The organism is Pseudonocardia kunmingensis, from assembly GCF_006716445.1.
Lineage (GTDB): Bacteria > Actinomycetota > Actinomycetes > Mycobacteriales > Pseudonocardiaceae > Pseudonocardia > Pseudonocardia kunmingensis.
In genome coordinates, this window is record NZ_VFPA01000003.1 from 1,175,980 (window position 1) to 1,193,548 (window position 17,569).

Below are 17,569 nucleotides of genomic sequence, written 5' to 3' on the forward strand. Positions count from 1 at the left end.
GTCCGATCCGCCGAAACCGGGATGGAGCATCCGCAGGAGCGGGCGCCCACCCGGACGAGCGGCACTATCGTCGGTACCTAGCCGACGAAAGTGCCGTTCGACATGGGAATCCCGACGCGGACGGGTAGGCGGGTCAGGCCGTGGATCAGGGTCGAGTGCCGCCAGGACAGGGTGGCGGGCTCGCCGGCCAGCGTGAGGCCCGGGAAGCGGTCGAGCAGGGTGCGGAAGGCGATCTCGCCCTCCAGCCGGGCCAGCGGGGCGCCGAGGCAGTGGTGGATCCCGTGGCCGAACGCGACGTGCCCGGCCACGTCGCGCGTCACGTCCAGCCGGGCCGGATCGCCGAAGCGGTCGGGATCGCGGTTGGCCGAGACCAGCGAGACCAGCACGATCTGGTCCTCCGGGATCCTCGTGCCGCCGATCTCCACCGGCTCGGTGGTGTAGCGGAAGGTCGCCATGTTGACCGGGCCGTCGTAGCGCAGGAACTCCTCGACCGCGTTCGGCACGAGCGCCGGGTCCCCCCGCAGCACGGCGAGCTGGTCGGGGTGGCGCAGCAGGGCGAGCGCACCGTTCCCGATCAGGTTGACCGTGGTCTCGTGCCCGGCGACGAGCAACAGGAACGCCATCGACGCCGCCTCCCCCTCCGACAGGGTGTCGCCGTCCTCCGACGCCTTGACGATGGCCGAGAGCATGTCGTCGCCGGGGTGCGCACCCTTCTCGGCGACGAGCCGGGAGAGGAAGTCCGACATCGCCGCGACGGCCGCCTCGTGCTCGTCCGGAGGCGCCTCCGACAGGAGGGTGTTCGACCAGCCGCGGAAGTCGTCGCGCTCACCGTCGGGCACGCCGAGCAGCTCACAGATCACGGTCATCGGCAGTGGGAAGGCGAACTCGTCGAGCAGGTCGACCGTGCCGTCGCGCCGGGCCTTCGCGGCCATCCGGTCGGCCAGCCCCTGCGCGATCTCCTCGATCCGCGGCCGCATCCGCGCGATCGCCCGCACGGTGAAGGCCCGGCTCACCAGCTTGCGCAGCCGGGTGTGGTCCGGCCGGTCGCTGCTCAGCATGTGCCGGTCCAGGAAGCCGATGGGGCCGTCCTCGTGGAACCGCGAGACGTCCTTGGACAACCGCGGGTCGTTGAGCGCGGGCCGGGCGTCCTCGTAGCGGGTGACCACCCACGCCCGCATGCCCTCCCGGGTGCTCACCGGCGTCACCGGCGCCTCCCGGCGCAGCATCCGGTACAGCTCGTGCGGGTCGGTGAAGAACCCCTCGGCGAGCTCGACGGTGTCGGCCTGGGTCATCGCGTGCCCTCCCCCTGCCGGGTTCGTCCCGGCCCGGGGCCGACGCTAGGCCGGGTGCCCTGAGACGATCTCAGAGCGCGGGCTCGTCGGGCCGCCGCGCGGTGGCGGGTCAGGCGTCCGGGTTCTCCGGCTGGGCGCGGCGGCGGCGGTGGTGGTCGCGGACCAGCAGCGCGATGAGCGCGAGGGCGACGACGCCGCACACCACCCCGACGGCGGCGGGCAGCGCCGAGACCGATGTGAGGGCGTTGGCCGCGAGGGCGACCGCGAGGAGCACCCACAGGAGCGGGCGCGGGAGTCCGCGCGCCGGGGGCGCCTGCGTCTCGCGGGGGTCGAGGGGATCGCGGGTCATGGAAGGGCACCTCTCGTCGTGGGGGCGGGCCCCGTCGTCGTCCGATGCCGTCCAGCCTGGTGGCAGCGCCGCGACGGCACATCGTTCCGAGGTGCGCAGTCGCCCGTCCCCACCTTTCGGATGCAGGCGCGGCGGGTGGTGATCGGCGGGGCGGCGCGCGTGCCGGATGATGGCGACGGGCGCCGCGCGGTGCGGACCTCCCGCCCGGCGACGACCGACGAGCACCACCGCGGAGGCCGACCGTGTCCCGACCCGCGCACGTCCCACGACGGCCCGGCCCGCTGCACCCGGTGACCGCGGCGGTGTGCGGGCTCGTCGCGATCGGTCTGCTGCTCGTCCTGCCGGCCGCCGCGGCCACGGACCCGTCGTTCGGCCCGATGCCCCGCACCGGCAGCGCCGGGTGGTGGGTGATCGCCGCGGTGCTGGTGGCGCAGGCCGTGGCGGTGGCCTGGGTCGGCCGGTTCCCCACGACGGTCCTGCCGGGGCTGGCCGCCCTCCCGCTCGTCATGGCCTGGGCCGTTCCGAGCGCGGCGTTCAGCCTGACCGCCGTCGCCGAGCTGGCCGGGGTGTTCCTCGCCGTCGTCGCCCGCCCGCCCCGGCGGCGGTGGGTCGCGCCGGCGGCGACCGCGCTCCTGCTGGCGACCGCGCACTTCCTCAACGAGGTCCGCAGCGGTGCGTCCGACCCGGCCCCGGCGGTCGTCAGCGGGCTGCTGCAGGCGCTCGTCGTCGTCGGGTTGCCGCTGCTGCTCGGGCTGGTGGTCGTCGCGCAGCGGGACGCCCACGACGCCCGTCGCCACGAGGTGCAGGCGCTGCGCCGGGAGCAGGACGCCCTCCTGCAGGCCGCGGTCTCGCAGCAGCGCGTGGCGATGTCGCGGGAGCTGCACGACATCGCCGCACACCACATCTCCGGCATCGCGCTGATGGCCGCGGCGATCGACCGGCAGATCGACGCCGACCCGGCAGCGGCGCGACGCTCGGCGGGCCAGATCCGCGAGCAGAGCAGCGCCGTCCTCGACGACCTGCGCAGGCTGGTCGGGCTGCTGCGCGAGGGCGCCGACGCCACCCGGCCCGTGGAGACCCTCGACGCCGTGACCGCGCTGGTCGAGGCCCGCAGGGCCGCGGGGGCCGCGATCGACCTCGTCGTCCCCGCGGGGAACCCGGCCGTGGGCCCGCTCGCCCAGCTCGTCGCCTACCGGATGGTGCAGGAGTCGCTGGCCAACGCCGCGGCGCACGCACCGGGCGCGCGGTGCGCGGTCGAGGTCGGCGAACCGCGCGACGGACGGCTCACGATCACCGTCCGCAACGGTGCGCCCGCAGAACCCGACCCGGGCCCCGGCGGCGGGTTCGGGCTGGTCGGCATGGCCGAGCGGGCGCAGCTGGTCGGCGCCGACCTCACCTACGGCCGCACGCGGGACGGCGGCTGGGAGGTGCGTCTGACGCTCCCGGTCGAGGACCCGCTCAGTACGATCCGCCCGCCCGCGCCGCTCCCGGAGGCCCCTGCATGATCCGCGTGCTCATCGCCGACGACCAGCACCTGGTCCGCACCGGCCTGGCGGTGCTGCTGGGCGCCGAGCCCGACATCGAGGTGGCCGGCGTGGCCTCGGACGGCGACGAGGCGCTGGCGATGGCCCGCGACCTGGTGCCCGACGTCGCCTGCCTCGACATCCGGATGCCGGGCCGGAGCGGCATCGAGGTGGCCCGCGAGCTGTGCGCCCCCGACGCCGTCCCGCAGGTGCCGGTCCTCGTGCTGACGACGTTCGACCTCGACGACTACGTGTTCGGCGCCCTGGAGGCCGGGGCGTCGGGGTTCCTGCTCAAGGACGCGCCGCCGGAGACGATCGTGCACGCCGTCCGGCAGGTCGCGGCCGGCCAGGGCACCATCGACCAGACGCTGACCCGCCGCATCCTGGCCGAGTTCGTCCAGCGCCGGCGGCTGCAGCCCGTGACGGGCCGGCGCGCCGAGGACCTGCTCACCCCCCGGGAGCACGAGATCCTGCTGCTGCTCGCCCAGGGGATGTCGAACGACGACATCGCCCGCACCCTCGTCGTCGAGCTGTCGACGGTGAAGTCGCACCTGGCGCGGATGCTGCCCAAGCTGGGCGTGCGGTCCCGGCTGCAGGCGGTGGTCTGGGCGTATCAGAACGGCGTGGTCGCGGTCCCCGGACCGGGCGGCGGGTAGCCGAGCCGCCCGCGGGTCCCCAGCAGGACCAGCACGCAGGCGACGACCGCGCCCGCGGCCATCGCGTGCGACGCCCGGTCCGCGTCGATCGACGGGAACATCTCCGACCACAGGACCGAGGCGAAGTTGTTCACGCTGACGTGCGCCAGCACGGCCAGCGGGAGGCTCTCCCCGGTGCGGTTGAACACCCAGGTCATCACGACGTTGAAGGCGATGCAGAACACGGCGAACGACACGGCGCGGGTCCAGTCCGCGTCCGGCCAGCCGCCCCACTCGGTGAGGAACAGCGGCAGGTGCCAGACCGCCCAGACCGGGCCCAGCACCATCGTCCCGGTCAGCGGCCCGAAGCGGCGCTGCAGGCGGGGCAGCGCGAAGTCGCGCCAGCCGGGTTCCTCCGCGAGGCCGGTCGTCACCATCTGGAGGAGCAGCCCCGGCACGTAGGCGGCCACCGCCATCGTCGACGGCGCGTGCACCTGCCCGCCGGAGAAGACGTACCCGGTGGCCAGCATGGCCGCGGGCACACCGAGCAGCGCGATCGCGTACCAGTGCCACCGGACCCGCCAGCGCCACATCCGCCCGAGCCAGCGCCGCAACCCGGGCCGCCCGTCGGCCACGGCGGTGACGAACAGCGCCGACGCGATCGGGCCGAGGTAGGCCCCGGGCAGCACCCCGAGGAGCTGGCTCGTGCCCAGGACGTCGGGGAAGCGGTAGCTCCAGATCCCGAGCCCGTTCTGCGACAGGATGTAGGGCACCCAGGCCAGCCAGCTCATGAGGTTGGCGAGCACGAAGAAGCTGAGCAGCGGGTGGCGTCGCACCGGCCCGAGCGCTCCCCCGCCCCGCGCCCGCGGTCGTGGCGGGGCACCGAGCCCCGTGTTCCGGTCCGAGATCGTCATGGGGCCGAGTCTGGGATCCGGCGCGGCCTGCCACGAGAGGTGAAGGATCGAAGGCCGGGGGTGCCATCGAAAGGTGCAGACGCCGCTCGTGATCCCGGGTATCGGTCGCCCATTGCTGCGATCACGACGATGGGCAACCGATACCGCGGATCTCGGCCGGCCCGGCGGCGCGGCGCACCCCTCCCGCACCGCGCCGCCGGGCCCGTCAGGCGAACTGGCCCGGCACGTAGTCGCCCGCGGGCTGCTGGACGAGGACGTTCACGCGGTTGAAGGCGTTCATGAGCGCGATGAGCGAGACCAGCGCGCCGAGCTGCTCCTCGTCGTAGTGCTTGGCGGCGGACGCCCAGGCCTCGTCCGTGACGCCGCCGGCCGCGTCCGCGATCCGGGTGCCCTGCTCCGCCAGCTCCAGCGCCGCGCGCTCGGCCTCGGTGAACACCGTGGCCTCCCGCCACGCCGCGACCAGGTTGAGCCGCACCGTGGACTCCCCGGCGGTGAGGGCGTCCTTCGTGTGCATGTCGGTGCAGAAGCCGCAGCCGTTGATCTGGCTCGCGCGCAGCGCCACCAGCTGCGCCGTTGCGGAAGGCAGCGTCGAGCCCTCGACCACCTTCCCCGCGGCGACGATGTGCTTGAGGAACTTGCCGGCGGTCGGGTTGGTGAACAGGTTCAGGCGGGCGTCCATGGTGAGCTCCTCCGGGTTGTGGGACTACACCTCTGACGCCGTGGGCCGCCGAACTGTGACGACAGCGGATGTGATGCGCGTCGCACCAGGACCGGGATGGTCGCGGACCGCCGACGCCTCCGCCTCCACACGGACGAGTCGAGCGACGATGAGCGCGGCACGCTGGGTGTAGGGCGGGGTCCCGGTGCCCGGGACGGCGACTCGCACCGCCGTCCCGGCACCGTCGACGTCGGCCCTCCTCGACGTCACCTCAGGCCGGCGCGGCCGCACCGGCGAGCACGCCGGCGCGGCCCGCCGCGCCCTGCCGCCGCAGGAACGCGGCCTTGGGGTCGAGCCGTCGGGTGGTGAACCGTTCGAGGCTGACCACGCAGAACCCCAGTACCCCGGAGGCGACCAGCTCGAGGTCGTCGCGGGCGTCCACCCGCCACTCGCTGTACCTGCCCTCGACCCGCTCGCAGCGGGCGTGCACGGTCAGCGTCGCGCCGGCGGGAACGGGCGCGAGGTGGGCGATCTCGAAGCGGGTGCCGAGGGAGCACTCGTCGTCCCGCATGTGGCCGCGCAGGGCGAGCATGGCGGGCCATTCGCACACCCCGAGGAGCCAGCCGCTGGCCATCACCTCCGGTTTGCGGATGAACTCGGCCACGCCCGGCAGCAGCCGCTGGACCATGTTCTCGCGGCCGACCCGGTAGGTGACGGTCTGCGTCGTCCCGATCGTGACGCCGCCGCTCACCAGCGCGTCCCGTCGACGGCGACGTGGTCGTCCTCGTGCGCGGCCGGCGCCACGCAGGTCCATTCCAGGTCGTGGATGGGACGCAGGGCGTCGCCGCACGTGGCCGTGCGGTCGAGGTCGTTCGTTTCCTGGTGCATCTCTCTCCCGAGCGTGGTTCGCGGACGCCGCGCACGCCGGAACCGCGCAGGACGGACCGGGGCGCCCGCGGTGCGTCGCGGCGTGCCCGATCCGGCCCGCGCCGATCACCGAGCGGGTCGTCCGAGGTACTGGCGGCCGTTCACCGGTCGCCGGATGCGGCCACCGTGCGGCGGTCGCGCTCCGGGCGTCGCCGGTCGGGGCGCGTGAGGTGCGCCCGCGGGCCCAGAGGATGTGTCGTGCTGCCGGGGCCCGCGTCGGGGCGGGCGCCGGAGAGGCGGCGTGCAGCCGGTTCGTGCCGGACTCGCCGGAGACGGGCGAGCCCTCGTGCCGTGACGTACTCCCTACGTGCTGTCCGTGCAGATCCCCACCGCGGCCGGCGGGAGCACCGTTCGCCCTCGTCGACCGCGGCCACGACGCTCGACGAGCCCCCCGGGTCGGCAGGGAAGATCATCTCGAGTCGTGGCGACAGGCTTGCATGAACGATTCAGAAGCCGCACGGCGGGCCCACCTCCCCCGTCCGTTGGACACGACGGAGCCGCACGCCCCCACGCGATGATCATGTTCGTCCTGGTGCGGGGCTCCGTCGACCCGGTCGCGCAGCCGCCGCGCACCCGCTCGATCAGGTGGCCCGCCACGCGGGTGCCCGACAGCCGGCGGCCGGGAGGTGCGCCGATTTCGCCCGGTCGGGCGTACCCGGGCGGGAGCCGGAACCGGCGCGCTCCCGGCGACGACCGGTGCATCGACCCGGATCCCCCGGCGTCGCCCCGCTCCCGCGGTGAGGAGACCATGCGACACATCGCCACGTTCTGCGGCCAGTGCAACTGCGGCTGCCCCGAGCTGTACATCGACGACGCGGCGCCGCCCGAGCGCCGGGTGGTCCTCACCGACGACTTCGGCCAGCGCGTCCAGATGAGCGTGGCGCAGCTCGCCGACCTGGTCGCGGAGGCCCGCAGCGGCGCGCTCGACGAGGTCGTCGGGAGCGTCGCCACCGGGTGACGGCAGCGCCGTCTCAGCCCACCCGGACGGCGCGCCCCGGTGCCGAGCGGATCCCGATGGAGCGGGTGCGCTGGGTGAGGACGACGCAGAGCAGGACGGCCAGCGCGACGCCGATCGCGGAGACCGTGACCGTCTCACCGAGGAGCAGCGCGGCCCAGCCCAGTGTGAGCAGGGGCTGGACGAGCTGGATCTGCCCCACCCGCGCGATGCCGCCCCTGGCGAGGCCCGCGTACCAGGCGAAGAAGGCCAGGAACATCGAGACGAGGGTGAGGTAGGCGAAGCCCGTCCAGGCGACGGGTCCCGCGTGCGGAGGCGCCTGGACCGCGACGAGGGCGGTGATGGTGACCGTGACCGGCAGGGAGAGGACCAGGGCCGAGCAGATGGTGTTGGCACCGCCGATCTCCCGCGCCACCGCACCGCCCTCGGCGTAGCCGAGGGCGCACAGGACCACAGCGGCCAGGAGGAACACGTCGGCCGCCTCCAGCGCCCCGGTCGCGCTGCCGCTGACCACGGTGAAGGCCACCACCACGGCCAGGCCCGCGCCGCCGGCGAGCCAGAACAGCGCCGGGGGCCGCTCGCGGGCGCGCAGCACGGCGAAGACGGCGGTGAGGGCGGGCAGGACGGCGACCACGACGCCGCCGTGGGCGGCGGTCGTGGCCGTCAGCGCCAGGGAGGTGAACAGCGGGAAGCCCACCACGACGCCCGCGGCGACCACCGCGAGCCGCCGGCACTGGGCGGCCGAGGGGCGCGGCGCGCGTCGCAGGCGCAGGTAGAGCACGGCCAGCAGGCCGGCGCCGACCGAGCGCCCGAACGCCACCAGCCACGGGTCCAGGTCGGCGACGGCGGCCCTGGTGGCGGGCATCGACATGCTGAACCCCAGGACGCCCACGGCTCCGAGGGCGCTACCCGTGACCGCGGCACGCCGGGAAGCGCTACTCTCACTCGTCATGGACGACGATAACGCGGCGCAGCGCGTTATCCAAGATCTGCGACGAGCGGCTGCGGCCGGGGCCGGCACCCGGATGCCGTCGGTGCGGGAGCTCACGGCGCGGCACCGCGCCTCACCGGGGACGGTGGCCCGCGCGACGCGTCGTCTGGTCGCCGAGGGCCTCGTCGAGGCTGTTCCCGGTCGTGGCGTGTTCGCGGTCGCGCCGCCGCCGAGCCCGCCGGCACGGTCGGACCTGTCCTGGCAGGCCGTCGCGCTCGGTGCCCGGCCCGGAGGCGAGGAAGCGGTGCAGGCCCTGCTCGCCGTGCCCCCGGCCGGGGCGATCGCGCTGTCGTCCGGGTACCTCGACCCGACCCTGCAGCCCACGGCGCCGCTGGGGGCGGCGCTGGCGCGAGCCGCGCGCCGTCCCGGCGCGTGGGACCGCGGCCCCGCGCAGGGCGACGCGGAGCTTCGCGCCTGGTTCGCCCGCGAGTGCGGAGGGCTCCTGGACGCCGACGACATGATCATCTGTCCCGGCGGCCAAGCCGCCCTGTCCACGGCGATCCGCGCCCTGACCGCGCCCGGCGAGGCCGTACTGGTGGAGTCGCCGACCTACGTGGGCGCGCTGGCCGCGGCACGGGCGGCCGGCCGCCAGGTGGTTCCCGTCCCGGCCGACGCCGACGGCGTCCGGCCCGACCTGCTGGCCGCGGCGCTCGACCGGACCGGGGCACGGCTGTTCTACTGCCAGCCGCTGTACGCCAACCCGCACGGCGCCGTACTGGCGCCGCACCGCCGCGCCGCCGTGATGAGCGCGATCCACGACGCCGGAGCGTTCCTGCTGGAGGACGACTACGCCCGCGACCTGGGCATCGAGGCCGATCCCCCGCCCCCGCTCGCCGCCGACGACGCCGACGGCCACGTCGTCCACCTGAGATCGCTCACCAAGCCGGCCGCACCGGGGCTGCGCGTCGCCGCGCTCGGCGCCCGCGGGCAGGCCGGCATGCGGCTGCGGGCGGCGCGCGTCCTCGACGACTTCTTCGTGGCCGGGCCGCTGCAGCACGCCGCGCTGGACCTGGTCACCTCACCGGCCTGGCAGCGGCACCGGCGCACGGTCCGGACGGCGCTGCGCGCGCGTCGCGACGCCCTGCTGTCGGCCCTGCGACGGCACGCACCGGACCTGCTGCCCGCCGCGGTGCCTCGCGGCGGCCTGCACCTGTGGGTGCGCCTGCCCGCAGCCGTCGACGAGTCCGACCTGGTCACCGCCGCGGCCGCCGAGCAGGTCGTCGTGTTCCCCGGTCACCCGTGGTTCGCCGCCGAGCCGCCGGCCGCGTTCCTGCGGCTGACCTACGCCGCCGCACCGCCCGCCCTGCTCGACGAGGGCGTCCGCAGGCTGGCACGCGCCCTGGCGGGCCTCGGTCACGGCACGGGCCCGGCCGCGGACGGCTGAGGGCCGGCGAGGATCGCGCGTGCGGCGGCGGCCGCACGGGCGGCGATGCCCGGGATGCTCGAGGTGAGGAACGAGCCGCCGCCGGCCAGGTCGCCCACGACGTGCACGCGCGGGTCGGCCGCGACGAGGCCACCGGACGGGTGCCGGGCGGCCACGCCCGTGGCGACGAGGTCGTCCACGAGCCCGGCCGCGGCCGGGGGCACGGCGTGCGGTGCCGGGTTCACGGCGTTGACGACGACGTCGGCGCGCCGCGCGCCGGTGCCGGTCTCGATACTGAACCGGCCGTTCTCGCGCGTGATGCCACGAGCCCCGGCGAGCACCTCCAGCCGGCCGGAGTCGAACAGCTGCAGCAGCCGCACGGCGTTCACCGGGACCATGGGCGACGCGACGCTGATCGCGATGCGGGACTGCGCGCGCAGCCGGTGCCGATCGCGCTCCGCCAGCAGCCGCCACGCGTACGGGCCGACGGTGTGGGCGGCCACCTGGAGCACCCGCCTGCCGATCTCCGGTGCGGTGATCGCATCGATCTGGCGTCGCAGGCGGACCACCGGGTCGTCGGTGCGGGCGGCGCGCAGGTCGGCGAGCAGCGCGTCGAGGTCCTCACCCGCGTCCGCCATCTCCGCGCGCAGCAGCCCGGTGAGGTGCTCGAGCGTGAGCTCGCCGTCGCGCGCCGGCAGCTCGCCGACCCGCGCCACGGTGAGGTGCCGCGGCTGGTACGCGATCGGTCGCTGCCACACGTGCGGGAGCATGCCGGTCCGCGACACCAGGCTGATCCGCCCGGTGTGGCCCCGCGCGGCGAGCGAGACGACGACGTCCACGGCGGTGAGGCCACTGCCGATCACGGCGACGTCCGCGTGCGGGGGCACCTCGTCGAGGGTCCGCGCGAGCGGGTACGGGTCGCGGGCGAACCCCGGCGCGCCCCCGAGCCCGTAGAGGTCTTGGGGTGTGCCGCCACCGACGCAGAGCGCGATCCGGTCGACGACGTGCTCACGGCCCTCGCTCGTGCGCAGTGCGAGACGGCCCGCGCCCGGTGCCGCCCCGACGACGGCCGCGGCGACGACCTGCACGTGGCAGCCGTGCTCACGCAGGTCCGCGATCGCCTTTTCGGCCGCGTGCTCCAGGTACTCCCCGTAGAGGGAGCGGGGCACCAGCGGCCTGCCGAGGTCGGGGTCGAGGTGGGCCTCGCCCCGCGCGCCCAGCCACGAGGCGTAGTGGTCGGCGTCGTCGTGGCGGATGGACATGATGGCGGGCGGGGAGTTCACCAGCACCGGATCCAGGTCCGGCGCGTACGGGCGGCCCCGCCACAGGTGCGGCGACGGCTCGAACACCGTCACCGCTCCCGGGGTTCCGGCTTCCCTCGCGAGCACGTCCAGCAGTCCCACGGCGGCCGAGCCGCCTCCGATGATCCCGATGTCCATGCCGCCAGCCTCGGCGTCGCCGGGCCACGTCCCCATCCCGACGTTGCGGGTGCTTCCGGGGGAATGACCCCCTCGGACGAGGGGTTGGCGCGGAGGGGGCGAGCACGCACCGTGGGACGTGCGGTCCGAACACCGGAGGAAGCCATGGATGGGCGAGCACGCGGCGCGGCTGTCCTCGCCGCGGCCGACCGGGCCACGGACGCGGCAGGCGTGTTCGCCGGGGTGTCGGCGCGGCTGCGGCGCACGCTGCCCCACGACGCCGCGGTGTGGGCGGCGACCGACCCCGAGACCGGGCTGATCACGGCGCCCATGGTGGTGGAGGGCCTCGGGGACCGCGAGCGCTGCGCCGAGTACTGGGAGAGCGAGCTCCTGGAGGAGGACGTCCTCCCGTTCCGGGAGCTGGCCCGCGCGCGGGTTCCCGCGGCCGGGCTCCGTGCGGCCACCGACGACCTGCCCGCCCGCTGCGCGCGGTACCGCCGGCTGCTCCAGCACCAGGGCGTCCACGACGAGCTGCGCGGTGTGGTGCGGGCGGGAGGCCGGCCCTGGGCCGTGGTGAGCCTGTTCCGGACGAGCGGGGCGCCCTTCGGGCAGGACGACGTCGACCTCGTCGCCTCGCTGTCGACGCCGCTGGCCGCCCGGCTCCGGCGCCTCGCCCGCCCCTCCCCGGACGCGTCGCCGCCCGGCGCGCCCGGCCCCGGACTGATCGTCTTCGACAAGGGCGGCGCGGCGACGTCGATCAACGACGAGGCCCGCGCGCACCTGGCGAGCCTTCCCGACGGTCCGTCCGTCCCGTCCGCGCTCGGCGTGCGGCTGCCGATCTGGGTCGTCGGCACGGTCCTGCAGGCGCGCGCGGTCGCGGGCGGCCGCGACCGGGGCGGGGCCCGCACCCGCATCCGCACCGGGCAGGGCCGGTGGCTGGTCTGCCACGCGTCCGCGCTCACCGGCCCGGGCGGGCGGCCCGGCCCGGTCGCGTTGGTGATCGAGCCCGCGTCCGCCGCCGACATGGGCGTGCTCGTCGCCGAGGCGTACGAGCTGACGCCGCGCGAGCTGCAGGTCGCCCATGAGGTCGCGCGCGGCCTCCCCACCGGGGAGATCGCGGCCCGGCTGGTCATCTCCCCGCACACGGTGCGGGACCACCTGAAAGCGATCTTCGAGAAGACGGCGGTCTCCAGCCGTGGCGAGCTGGTGGCGCGGCTGTTCGCCGAGCACTACTGGCCGCGCTCCCGGAACTGATGCCCGGCGTCAGCGGGCCGACGGGGTCGCGCAGATCCAGTCGCGCAGCACCTCGGCGGTGCGCCGCGGCTGGTCCTCGGCGGTGTAGGTGTAGGAGTCGCCGATCGTGCGCAGGTCGGCCCCGAGCGCACGGGCGTAGCGCTGCGCGTGCCCGAGCGGGAAGACGCGCTCCTCGGCCGCCCACGCGCACAGCACCGGCAACGGCGACCGCTCGAGCCGCTCGGCCGCGGGCCGGAGCTCGCGGGGGGACACGCTCGCGATCGCCTTGCGGCCGTCGCGCCGGATCGCGCGGTCGGTCAGCACGGGACGCACGTAGCTGCGCATCACCGTCGCGTCGATCGGGTGCTTCGCCAGCCAGCCGTAGGTGTTGCGCCACCGCCACGTGGCCGGCGCCCGCAGCGCCTGGTACAGCGCGAGATGCGTGGCCGGGTACTGCGCCGCGGCCTTGAGCAGGCCGAACCCGCCGGGCCCCGGGGGCCACGAGCACCAGGGGGTCTCGCAGGAGTTGAGGACGAGCCTGCCGAGCCGCTCCGGCCGTTGCGCCGCGGCGATCTGGGAGTAGGCGCCACCGGAGTCGTTGCCGACGAGCGTGACGTCGGTGAGGTCGAGGGCCTCGAGCAGCTCCGTGACCATGCGGGCGACACCGCGCGGCGAGAGGTCGGCGTCCGGCCGCAGGGGGATGCGGTGCGCGCCGAGGGGCCAGTCGGGTGCGATGCAGCGGAACCGGTCGCCGAGCAGCGGTACGAGCGCGCGCCAGAGGTTGGCGTTGACGAGGTAGCCGTGGACGAACACCAGCACAGGACCGTTGCCGACGTCGTGGTAGGCGAGCGTTCCGGCGGACAGCTCCACGGTGCGGACTCGGCCGAGCCGCGGGTCCCGCCACACCTCCGTCATCGCGCCCCAGTTCGTGTAAAGCTTACAAGATCTTTCCACGGTAACAGGCCGCGTGCAGCTCGTGCAACGATTGCAACTACGCCGACCGAAAGGCAGTGATGGACCCCCGCAAGCAGCGGACCGTGACGGCTCTGCTGAGCGCAGCCGAGGAGCTCTTCCGCGCGCACCCGGCCGACGACGTGACCGTGGACGACATCGCCGCCCGCGCCGGCGTCGCCGTGGGCTCCCTCTACAACCACTTCGGGTCGAAGGCAGGGCTGCAGGCAGCCGTCGTCGAGAACGCGCTGCAGGCCGACCGGACCTACATGGACCGCGCCTACCTCCGCAGCGGCACGCCCCTGCAGCAGCTCTACGCGGCGGCGGATGCCTACCTCGACTTCTACCTCGCCCACCCCGACTACTTCCGGATGCTGGCGTTCCCCGGCGCCCCCGGGCAGTACGCCGCAGGCCACGAGCTGGCCGACCGGCTCGCCCGCTCCGTCCACGAGCAGAACGAACGCCTGACCGACGCGCTGCGCCGTGGCGTCGACGCGGGCGAGCTGCGGCCCGTCGACCCCGAAGCGGTCGCCACCGTCCTGTGGGCGAGCTGGAACGGCGTCATCAGCCTGCACTGGCGTCCCGACGCGCTGCGCCGCGAGGAGGGCGAGCTCCGCACGCTACTCGCGACGGCGACCGAAGTGATCGCGAACGGCCTGCTCCCCCGTTAGCCGACCGGCCCTCACACCGCCGCCGTTCCGATCAGTCCCTCCCGCGTGACCAGCGTCGCCAGCTCGGCCTCGCCCAGGTGCCCTGTGCCCTCCGGGCGCACGGGGAGCACCATGTGCCTGCTCTCCGCGCTGGTGTCGTGCACGACGATCTCGGTGTCGCCGGGCAGCACCAGACCGAACTCGGCCAGTACCGCGCGCGGCTCCCGGACGATGCGCGCCCGGTACGCCTCGCTCTTGTACCAGGACGGCGACGGCCCGAGCAGGCTGATCGGGTAGCACGAGCACAGGGTGCAGACCAGGACGTGGTGCCGCTGCGGCGTGTTGGGCAGGACGGTGAACCGCTGCGGCTGGGGGCCGGTGCTCATCGACAGGCCGAGCTCGGCGAGCGCCGCGTTCGCGTCGGCCTGCAGGCGCTCGCGGAACGCCGGGTCGACCCAGGCACGGGCGACGACCCGCGCACCGTTCGCCGGCGACCCCGACAGGACCTGCCCGATGACCGCGTCGAGCTCCTCGTCGCTGGTGAGCCCCGCGGCGATCAGCCGCTCCTCCAGCCGGCGCACCCGCACCGCGACCTCGGAGCTCGCATGCCTGCCGCTCACGTCACGACCTCCAGGTAGGACTCCCACAACTCCACCTGCACCCAGTGCCCGCCCGGCGGCCCCCACAGGTCCGCGGCCGGGAACCGGACCAGGTACACCGGCTCGACCCGCGGCTGCCCGACCGCCCGCGCGCGGTCGTCGGCCAGCGGCCAGCTCCCCTGCACCTCCACCACCTCGCCCACGTGCCCGCGGGCGTAGCGGGGCACGCGCGTGTGGTGGGGCGGGTCCACGGCGTGAGCGCGCACGCGGTCGCCCACCGCGAACCGCGGCTCAGCCATCGCCCGGCGCCGTGAGCGTCTCCACCGCGTGGAGCCAGCGCTCGTAGTAGGACGCCGCGAGGTACTCGGCGGGCGGCATCCGCTCGATCGCGTCGCGGAACTGGTCGAGGGTGTAGACGCCGCGGCGCAGCATCGCGACGTTGAGCGCGTACACCCGCGCCTCCCAGTCGGCGTGGAACGCCGGCTCGTCCGGCTCGACGACCACCGCTCCGAAGCCGGTCTGCCCGCCGACGTCGTTGACCCGCGACATGGCCGGGAGCTTAGTGGTCCGGGGGGCCGGCTCGCCGATCCGGCGTTCCAGCAGATGTTCGCCCCCGATCGACCGGAGCTCCCGCCGCACTGCCGGATGCGGGCCGGCCCTCGGCCGCGGACGCATTTGACCGTCTCGCGCCTGATCGGGAGACTTCCGCCGTGCCCGCGACGGAGACCGGCTACGTCCCGGTGAACGGCCTGCAGATGTACTACGAGATCCACGGGTCGGGCGGCACGCCGCTGCTCCTGCTGCACGGCGGGCTGTTCGACATCGACCAGCAGTTCGGCGCGCTGCTCCCGGGGCTGGCGGAGGGCCGCCGGGTGATCGCCGCCGACTTCCAGGGCCACGGCCGCACGGGTGACATCGACCGGCCGCTGCGCACGGCGGACCTCGCCTCGGACGTCGTCGGCCTGCTCCGGCACCTGGGCGTCGGGCAGGCCGACGTCTTCGGGTTCAGCGTGGGTGGCGCGGTGGCGCTGTACCTGGCCGTCAAGCACCCCGAGCTGGTCCGCAAGCTGATCGTGTCGTCCGTGTCGTTCCACCCCGACGGGGACCGCGGGCAGAACAGCGACGCGGTCGGCGAGATGACGGTCGACATGATCGCGGGCACCCCGATGGAGCAGGAGTACCGCGCCAAGTCGCCGAACCCGGACAAGCTGCAGGACCTGCTCGACAAGCTGGGCGCCTACGACGACGGCGTCGCGGGCTGGTCCGACGCCGACATCGAGGGGATCGCCGCCCCCACCCTGATCACGGTCGGCGACTGCGACGCCGTGCGGCTCGAGCACGCGGTCCGGTTCCTGCGGCTGCGCGGCGGCGACGTCAACGGCGACTTCGACGGAGTCCCGGCCTCGCAGCTGGCGGTGTTCCCGGGTACCACGCACTTCTTCGGGCTCGCCCGCACCGCGCTGGTCCAGGACGTGGTGGTGCAGTTCCTCGACGCGCCTGCCCCCGGAGCCTGACCGCGCTCAGCGGGCGGGCACGAGGCGGGCCGCGGGTTCCTCCACGGCCGCCGCGAGGAGCATCTCGAGCTGGGTGGCGAACCGGCGCGACGCGTACGCCTCGGGCGCCTGCGCGCGGAGGCGGGGCGCGGCCGAGCGACGGCAGACCAGGCGGGCCACGACCAGGTCCGCGCTGGGGCTGAGCACCGCGGCCGTGCCCATCCCGGCCAGGTGCAGCGGCCGGCAGACGGCGCGGTGGTCGGCCGCCAGGTGCAGGCGCACGCCCACCAGGGCCGCCCGGCGGAGCAGCTCCCGCAGCACGCGCAGGCCGCCTGCCCCCAGGTGGGTCACGTCGGTGAGGTCGAGGACGACGTGGCAGGCGCGGCGGTACTGCTGCCCGACCCGCTCGGCCAGCACCGCCGCGGCCGCCGCGTCGATCGCGCCGCCGACGCGCACGACCACGACGTCGGGCACCGGAGCGTGCAGTCGCACGTCCACCGGCTCCGGAGCCTGGCCGCAGTCGCGCGGCAGCCACTCGGTCACGTGCGTCATCGCGCCCCATCCATCGTCCGTCGGCGGCGGCCCCGTCCCCCCGAGGACGGTGGCACAAACGCGCGCGATGAGCAACGCTCCGGATCGATTCGGTCACAGAACGGAGTCGCGGATCACGCGAGCAGGGCGACCACCCCGAACAGGACGGGGACGCTCACGAGCGTCGTGCTCCACGCCGCGTCCCGGCTGAGGGCGACGCCCTGGTCGAACCGGACCGCGTAGCCGAACACGTTCTGCGCGGTCGGCAGCGCCGCGCAGACCACCACGGCGAGCAGCGCGTGCCCCTGCAGCCCGAGGACCAGGCCCGCGAGCAGGGCCAGCACCGGGTGCACGACGTTCTTGAGCAGCAGGATGGTCGTCAGCAGCGGCGCGGTGGCCCCGGCGCCCGGCCGCTGCGCCCCGCACAGCGAGATCCCGAACGCGAGCAGCATGCCGGGCACCGCCAGGTCCGCGATGAGCTCGATCGGGGCGAGCAGCGGGTCCGGCGGGAGCCACCCCGTCGCCGACACCGCGATCCCGGCGCCCGTGGCGATGGCGATCGGGTTGCGCAGCGGCGCGGTCAGGGCCCGCAGCAGGTTCGGGCGGCGGCCGTTCGCCCGCTCCGCGAGCACGTCGAGCACCGTCGTGAACAGCGGGGTGAGGACCGCGAGCTGGAACAGCAGCACCGGTGCGACCTCGGCCGCGGCCCCCAGCACGTAGGTGGCGATCGGCAGGCCGAGGTTGCCCGCGTTGACGTAGCCGCTCGCCATCGCCCCCACCGCCGTCTCCGCCGCGGGCCGCCGCAGCAGGAGCCCGACCGGGACGTAGAGCAGGCACGCCAGCACGCTCGTCACCGCCGTGACGACCAGTGCGTGGGAGAAGACCGCGCCGACGTCGGCGCGCGCGAGGGTGACGAACAGCAGGGCGGGGGACGCGACGAAGAACGCCGCGCGGGAGAGCACGTGCGTTGCGGTGGGACCGAGCACGCCGGCGCGCCCGACGACGAAGCCGACCGCGACGACGACACCGATGACGACGAACCCGTCGATGACACCGCTCACGACCTGGTCACGTCTGACCAGGGTAA

At 75.0% G+C, this 17,569-nt stretch carries 21 protein-coding genes; 7 read left to right on the top strand and 14 right to left on the bottom strand.

The features are described from left to right. Positions 1 to 77: 77 nt before the first annotated feature. Together FB558_RS28535 and FB558_RS28540 are read right to left on the bottom strand one after the other, a co-directional pair. Positions 78 to 1,292 carry a cytochrome P450 family protein gene (locus tag FB558_RS28535; protein ID WP_142058543.1) on the bottom strand — a complete coding sequence of 405 codons (1,215 nt, stop codon included), beginning with the start codon at positions 1,290 to 1,292 and terminating at the stop codon, positions 78 to 80. 109 nt (positions 1,293 to 1,401) lie between these two features. After that, on the bottom strand, positions 1,402 to 1,641 hold the full coding sequence (locus FB558_RS28540; RefSeq protein ID WP_142058545.1) for a hypothetical protein: 240 nt from the start codon (positions 1,639 to 1,641) through the stop codon (positions 1,402 to 1,404). Between the two features lie 242 nt (positions 1,642 to 1,883). On the opposite strand from FB558_RS28540, the gene FB558_RS28545 reads away from it, so the two are divergent. Together FB558_RS28545 and FB558_RS28550 are read left to right on the top strand one after the other, a co-directional pair. Next, complete coding sequence (locus tag FB558_RS28545) at positions 1,884 to 3,146, top strand: sensor histidine kinase (RefSeq protein WP_142058547.1); 1,263 nt, start codon at positions 1,884 to 1,886, stop codon at positions 3,144 to 3,146. Further along, positions 3,143 to 3,820, top strand: a complete 678-nt coding sequence (locus FB558_RS28550) for a response regulator (RefSeq protein WP_142059223.1) — start codon at positions 3,143 to 3,145, stop codon at positions 3,818 to 3,820. The genes FB558_RS28545 and FB558_RS28550 overlap by 4 nt, the downstream gene beginning before the upstream one ends. Here FB558_RS28550 and FB558_RS28555 read toward each other — a convergent pair. From FB558_RS28555 to FB558_RS43480, 4 genes are all read right to left on the bottom strand, one after another. Next, positions 3,778 to 4,713, bottom strand: a complete 936-nt coding sequence (locus FB558_RS28555) for a CPBP family intramembrane glutamic endopeptidase (protein WP_142058549.1) — start codon at positions 4,711 to 4,713, stop codon at positions 3,778 to 3,780. The genes FB558_RS28550 and FB558_RS28555 overlap by 43 nt on opposite strands. 205 nt (positions 4,714 to 4,918) lie before the next feature. Beyond that, positions 4,919 to 5,392: a carboxymuconolactone decarboxylase family protein gene (locus FB558_RS28560; protein ID WP_142058551.1), complete on the bottom strand. Its 474-nt coding sequence runs from the start codon at positions 5,390 to 5,392 to the stop codon at positions 4,919 to 4,921. A gap of 250 nt (positions 5,393 to 5,642) precedes the next feature. Then, positions 5,643 to 6,122 carry a thioesterase family protein gene (locus FB558_RS28565; protein ID WP_170231568.1) on the bottom strand — a complete coding sequence of 160 codons (480 nt, stop codon included), beginning with the start codon at positions 6,120 to 6,122 and terminating at the stop codon, positions 5,643 to 5,645. Beyond that, a complete protein-coding gene (locus FB558_RS43480; protein WP_170231569.1) occupies positions 6,119 to 6,259 on the bottom strand; it encodes a hypothetical protein in 141 nt (46 codons plus the stop codon). The genes FB558_RS28565 and FB558_RS43480 overlap by 4 nt, the downstream gene beginning before the upstream one ends. Before the next feature lie 787 nt (positions 6,260 to 7,046). Between FB558_RS43480 and FB558_RS28570 the strand changes: the two genes are divergently transcribed. Beyond that, positions 7,047 to 7,256, top strand: a complete 210-nt coding sequence (locus FB558_RS28570; RefSeq protein WP_142058555.1) for a hypothetical protein — start codon at positions 7,047 to 7,049, stop codon at positions 7,254 to 7,256. Positions 7,257 to 7,269: 13 nt separating this feature from the next. Here FB558_RS28570 and FB558_RS28575 read toward each other — a convergent pair whose 3' ends face one another. Next, positions 7,270 to 8,205, bottom strand: a complete 936-nt coding sequence (locus FB558_RS28575; protein ID WP_142058557.1) for a DMT family transporter — start codon at positions 8,203 to 8,205, stop codon at positions 7,270 to 7,272. Between FB558_RS28575 and FB558_RS28580 the strand changes: the two genes are divergently transcribed. After that, complete coding sequence (locus tag FB558_RS28580) at positions 8,204 to 9,628, top strand: aminotransferase-like domain-containing protein (protein ID WP_142058559.1); 1,425 nt, start codon at positions 8,204 to 8,206, stop codon at positions 9,626 to 9,628. The two genes, FB558_RS28575 and FB558_RS28580, sit on opposite strands and share 2 nt — an antisense overlap. On the opposite strand, the gene FB558_RS28585 is transcribed toward FB558_RS28580, so the two are convergent. Continuing rightward, positions 9,598 to 11,046 (bottom strand): FAD/NAD(P)-binding protein, encoded by a 1,449-nt coding sequence (locus FB558_RS28585; RefSeq protein ID WP_142058561.1) that lies wholly within the window; start codon positions 11,044 to 11,046, stop codon positions 9,598 to 9,600. The genes FB558_RS28580 and FB558_RS28585 overlap by 31 nt on opposite strands. A 144-nt stretch (positions 11,047 to 11,190) precedes the next feature. On the opposite strand from FB558_RS28585, the gene FB558_RS28590 reads away from it, so the two are divergent. Further along, positions 11,191 to 12,279: a helix-turn-helix domain-containing protein gene (locus FB558_RS28590; protein ID WP_142058563.1), complete on the top strand. Its 1,089-nt coding sequence runs from the start codon at positions 11,191 to 11,193 to the stop codon at positions 12,277 to 12,279. Positions 12,280 to 12,288: 9 nt separating this feature from the next. Here the strand turns inward: FB558_RS28590 and FB558_RS28595 are convergent, their stop codons facing one another. After that, positions 12,289 to 13,173, bottom strand: a complete 885-nt coding sequence (locus FB558_RS28595; protein WP_142058565.1) for an alpha/beta fold hydrolase — start codon at positions 13,171 to 13,173, stop codon at positions 12,289 to 12,291. Positions 13,174 to 13,295: 122 nt separating this feature from the next. On the opposite strand from FB558_RS28595, the gene FB558_RS28600 reads away from it, so the two are divergent. Continuing rightward, the gene (locus FB558_RS28600) at positions 13,296 to 13,880 is read left to right on the top strand and encodes a TetR/AcrR family transcriptional regulator (RefSeq protein ID WP_246106801.1); all 585 of its coding nucleotides are present in this window, start codon (positions 13,296 to 13,298) and stop codon (positions 13,878 to 13,880) included. A gap of 11 nt (positions 13,881 to 13,891) precedes the next feature. Here FB558_RS28600 and FB558_RS28605 read toward each other — a convergent pair whose 3' ends face one another. From FB558_RS28605 to FB558_RS45560, 3 genes are read right to left on the bottom strand one after another with little or no spacing between them, the layout of a single operon-like run. Next, positions 13,892 to 14,479, bottom strand: coding sequence for a nitrile hydratase subunit alpha (locus FB558_RS28605; RefSeq protein ID WP_142058567.1), 588 nt, complete (start codon positions 14,477 to 14,479; stop codon positions 13,892 to 13,894). Beyond that, the gene (locus FB558_RS45555) at positions 14,476 to 14,757 is read right to left on the bottom strand and encodes an SH3-like domain-containing protein (protein WP_142058569.1); all 282 of its coding nucleotides are present in this window, start codon (positions 14,755 to 14,757) and stop codon (positions 14,476 to 14,478) included. Before FB558_RS45555 ends, FB558_RS28605 begins: the two co-directional genes overlap by 4 nt. Beyond that, positions 14,750 to 15,007 carry an SH3-like domain-containing protein gene (locus FB558_RS45560; protein WP_142058571.1) on the bottom strand — a complete coding sequence of 86 codons (258 nt, stop codon included), beginning with the start codon at positions 15,005 to 15,007 and terminating at the stop codon, positions 14,750 to 14,752. The genes FB558_RS45555 and FB558_RS45560 overlap by 8 nt, the downstream gene beginning before the upstream one ends. A gap of 161 nt (positions 15,008 to 15,168) precedes the next feature. Here FB558_RS45560 and FB558_RS28620 point away from each other — a divergent pair, with 161 nt between their 5' ends. Beyond that, the gene (locus FB558_RS28620; RefSeq protein WP_211366892.1) at positions 15,169 to 15,972 is read left to right on the top strand and encodes an alpha/beta fold hydrolase; all 804 of its coding nucleotides are present in this window, start codon (positions 15,169 to 15,171) and stop codon (positions 15,970 to 15,972) included. A gap of 6 nt (positions 15,973 to 15,978) precedes the next feature. Here FB558_RS28620 and FB558_RS28625 read toward each other — a convergent pair whose 3' ends face one another. Both FB558_RS28625 and FB558_RS28630 read right to left on the bottom strand, forming a co-directional pair. Continuing rightward, a complete protein-coding gene (locus FB558_RS28625; RefSeq protein WP_142058573.1) occupies positions 15,979 to 16,503 on the bottom strand; it encodes an STAS domain-containing protein in 525 nt (174 codons plus the stop codon). 113 nt (positions 16,504 to 16,616) lie between these two features. Then, positions 16,617 to 17,543, bottom strand: a complete 927-nt coding sequence (locus tag FB558_RS28630; RefSeq protein ID WP_142058575.1) for an AEC family transporter — start codon at positions 17,541 to 17,543, stop codon at positions 16,617 to 16,619. Positions 17,544 to 17,569 lie beyond the last annotated feature (26 nt).

What these genes read in the sequence shown, in the direction of transcription:
- FB558_RS28535 (WP_142058543.1), bottom strand. Translation starts at nt 1,292, where the DNA reads ATGACCCAGGCCGACACCGTCGAGCTCGCCGAGGGGTTCTTCACCGAC.
- FB558_RS28540 (WP_142058545.1), bottom strand. Translation starts at nt 1,641, where the DNA reads ATGACCCGCGATCCCCTCGACCCCCGCGAGACGCAGGCGCCCCCGGCG.
- FB558_RS28550 (WP_142059223.1), top strand. Translation starts at nt 3,143, where the DNA reads ATGATCCGCGTGCTCATCGCCGACGACCAGCACCTGGTCCGCACCGGC.
- FB558_RS28555 (WP_142058549.1), bottom strand. Translation starts at nt 4,713, where the DNA reads ATGACGATCTCGGACCGGAACACGGGGCTCGGTGCCCCGCCACGACCG.
- FB558_RS28560 (WP_142058551.1), bottom strand. Translation starts at nt 5,392, where the DNA reads ATGGACGCCCGCCTGAACCTGTTCACCAACCCGACCGCCGGCAAGTTC.
- FB558_RS43480 (WP_170231569.1), bottom strand. Translation starts at nt 6,259, where the DNA reads ATGCACCAGGAAACGAACGACCTCGACCGCACGGCCACGTGCGGCGAC.
- FB558_RS28570 (WP_142058555.1), top strand. Translation starts at nt 7,047, where the DNA reads ATGCGACACATCGCCACGTTCTGCGGCCAGTGCAACTGCGGCTGCCCC.
- FB558_RS28580 (WP_142058559.1), top strand. Translation starts at nt 8,204, where the DNA reads ATGGACGACGATAACGCGGCGCAGCGCGTTATCCAAGATCTGCGACGA.
- FB558_RS28575 (WP_142058557.1), bottom strand. Translation starts at nt 8,205, where the DNA reads ATGACGAGTGAGAGTAGCGCTTCCCGGCGTGCCGCGGTCACGGGTAGC.
- FB558_RS28585 (WP_142058561.1), bottom strand. Translation starts at nt 11,046, where the DNA reads ATGGACATCGGGATCATCGGAGGCGGCTCGGCCGCCGTGGGACTGCTG.
- FB558_RS28590 (WP_142058563.1), top strand. Translation starts at nt 11,191, where the DNA reads ATGGATGGGCGAGCACGCGGCGCGGCTGTCCTCGCCGCGGCCGACCGG.
- FB558_RS28595 (WP_142058565.1), bottom strand. Translation starts at nt 13,173, where the DNA reads ATGACGGAGGTGTGGCGGGACCCGCGGCTCGGCCGAGTCCGCACCGTG.
- FB558_RS45555 (WP_142058569.1), bottom strand. Translation starts at nt 14,757, where the DNA reads ATGGCTGAGCCGCGGTTCGCGGTGGGCGACCGCGTGCGCGCTCACGCC.
- FB558_RS45560 (WP_142058571.1), bottom strand. Translation starts at nt 15,007, where the DNA reads ATGTCGCGGGTCAACGACGTCGGCGGGCAGACCGGCTTCGGAGCGGTG.
- FB558_RS28625 (WP_142058573.1), bottom strand. Translation starts at nt 16,503, where the DNA reads ATGACGCACGTGACCGAGTGGCTGCCGCGCGACTGCGGCCAGGCTCCG.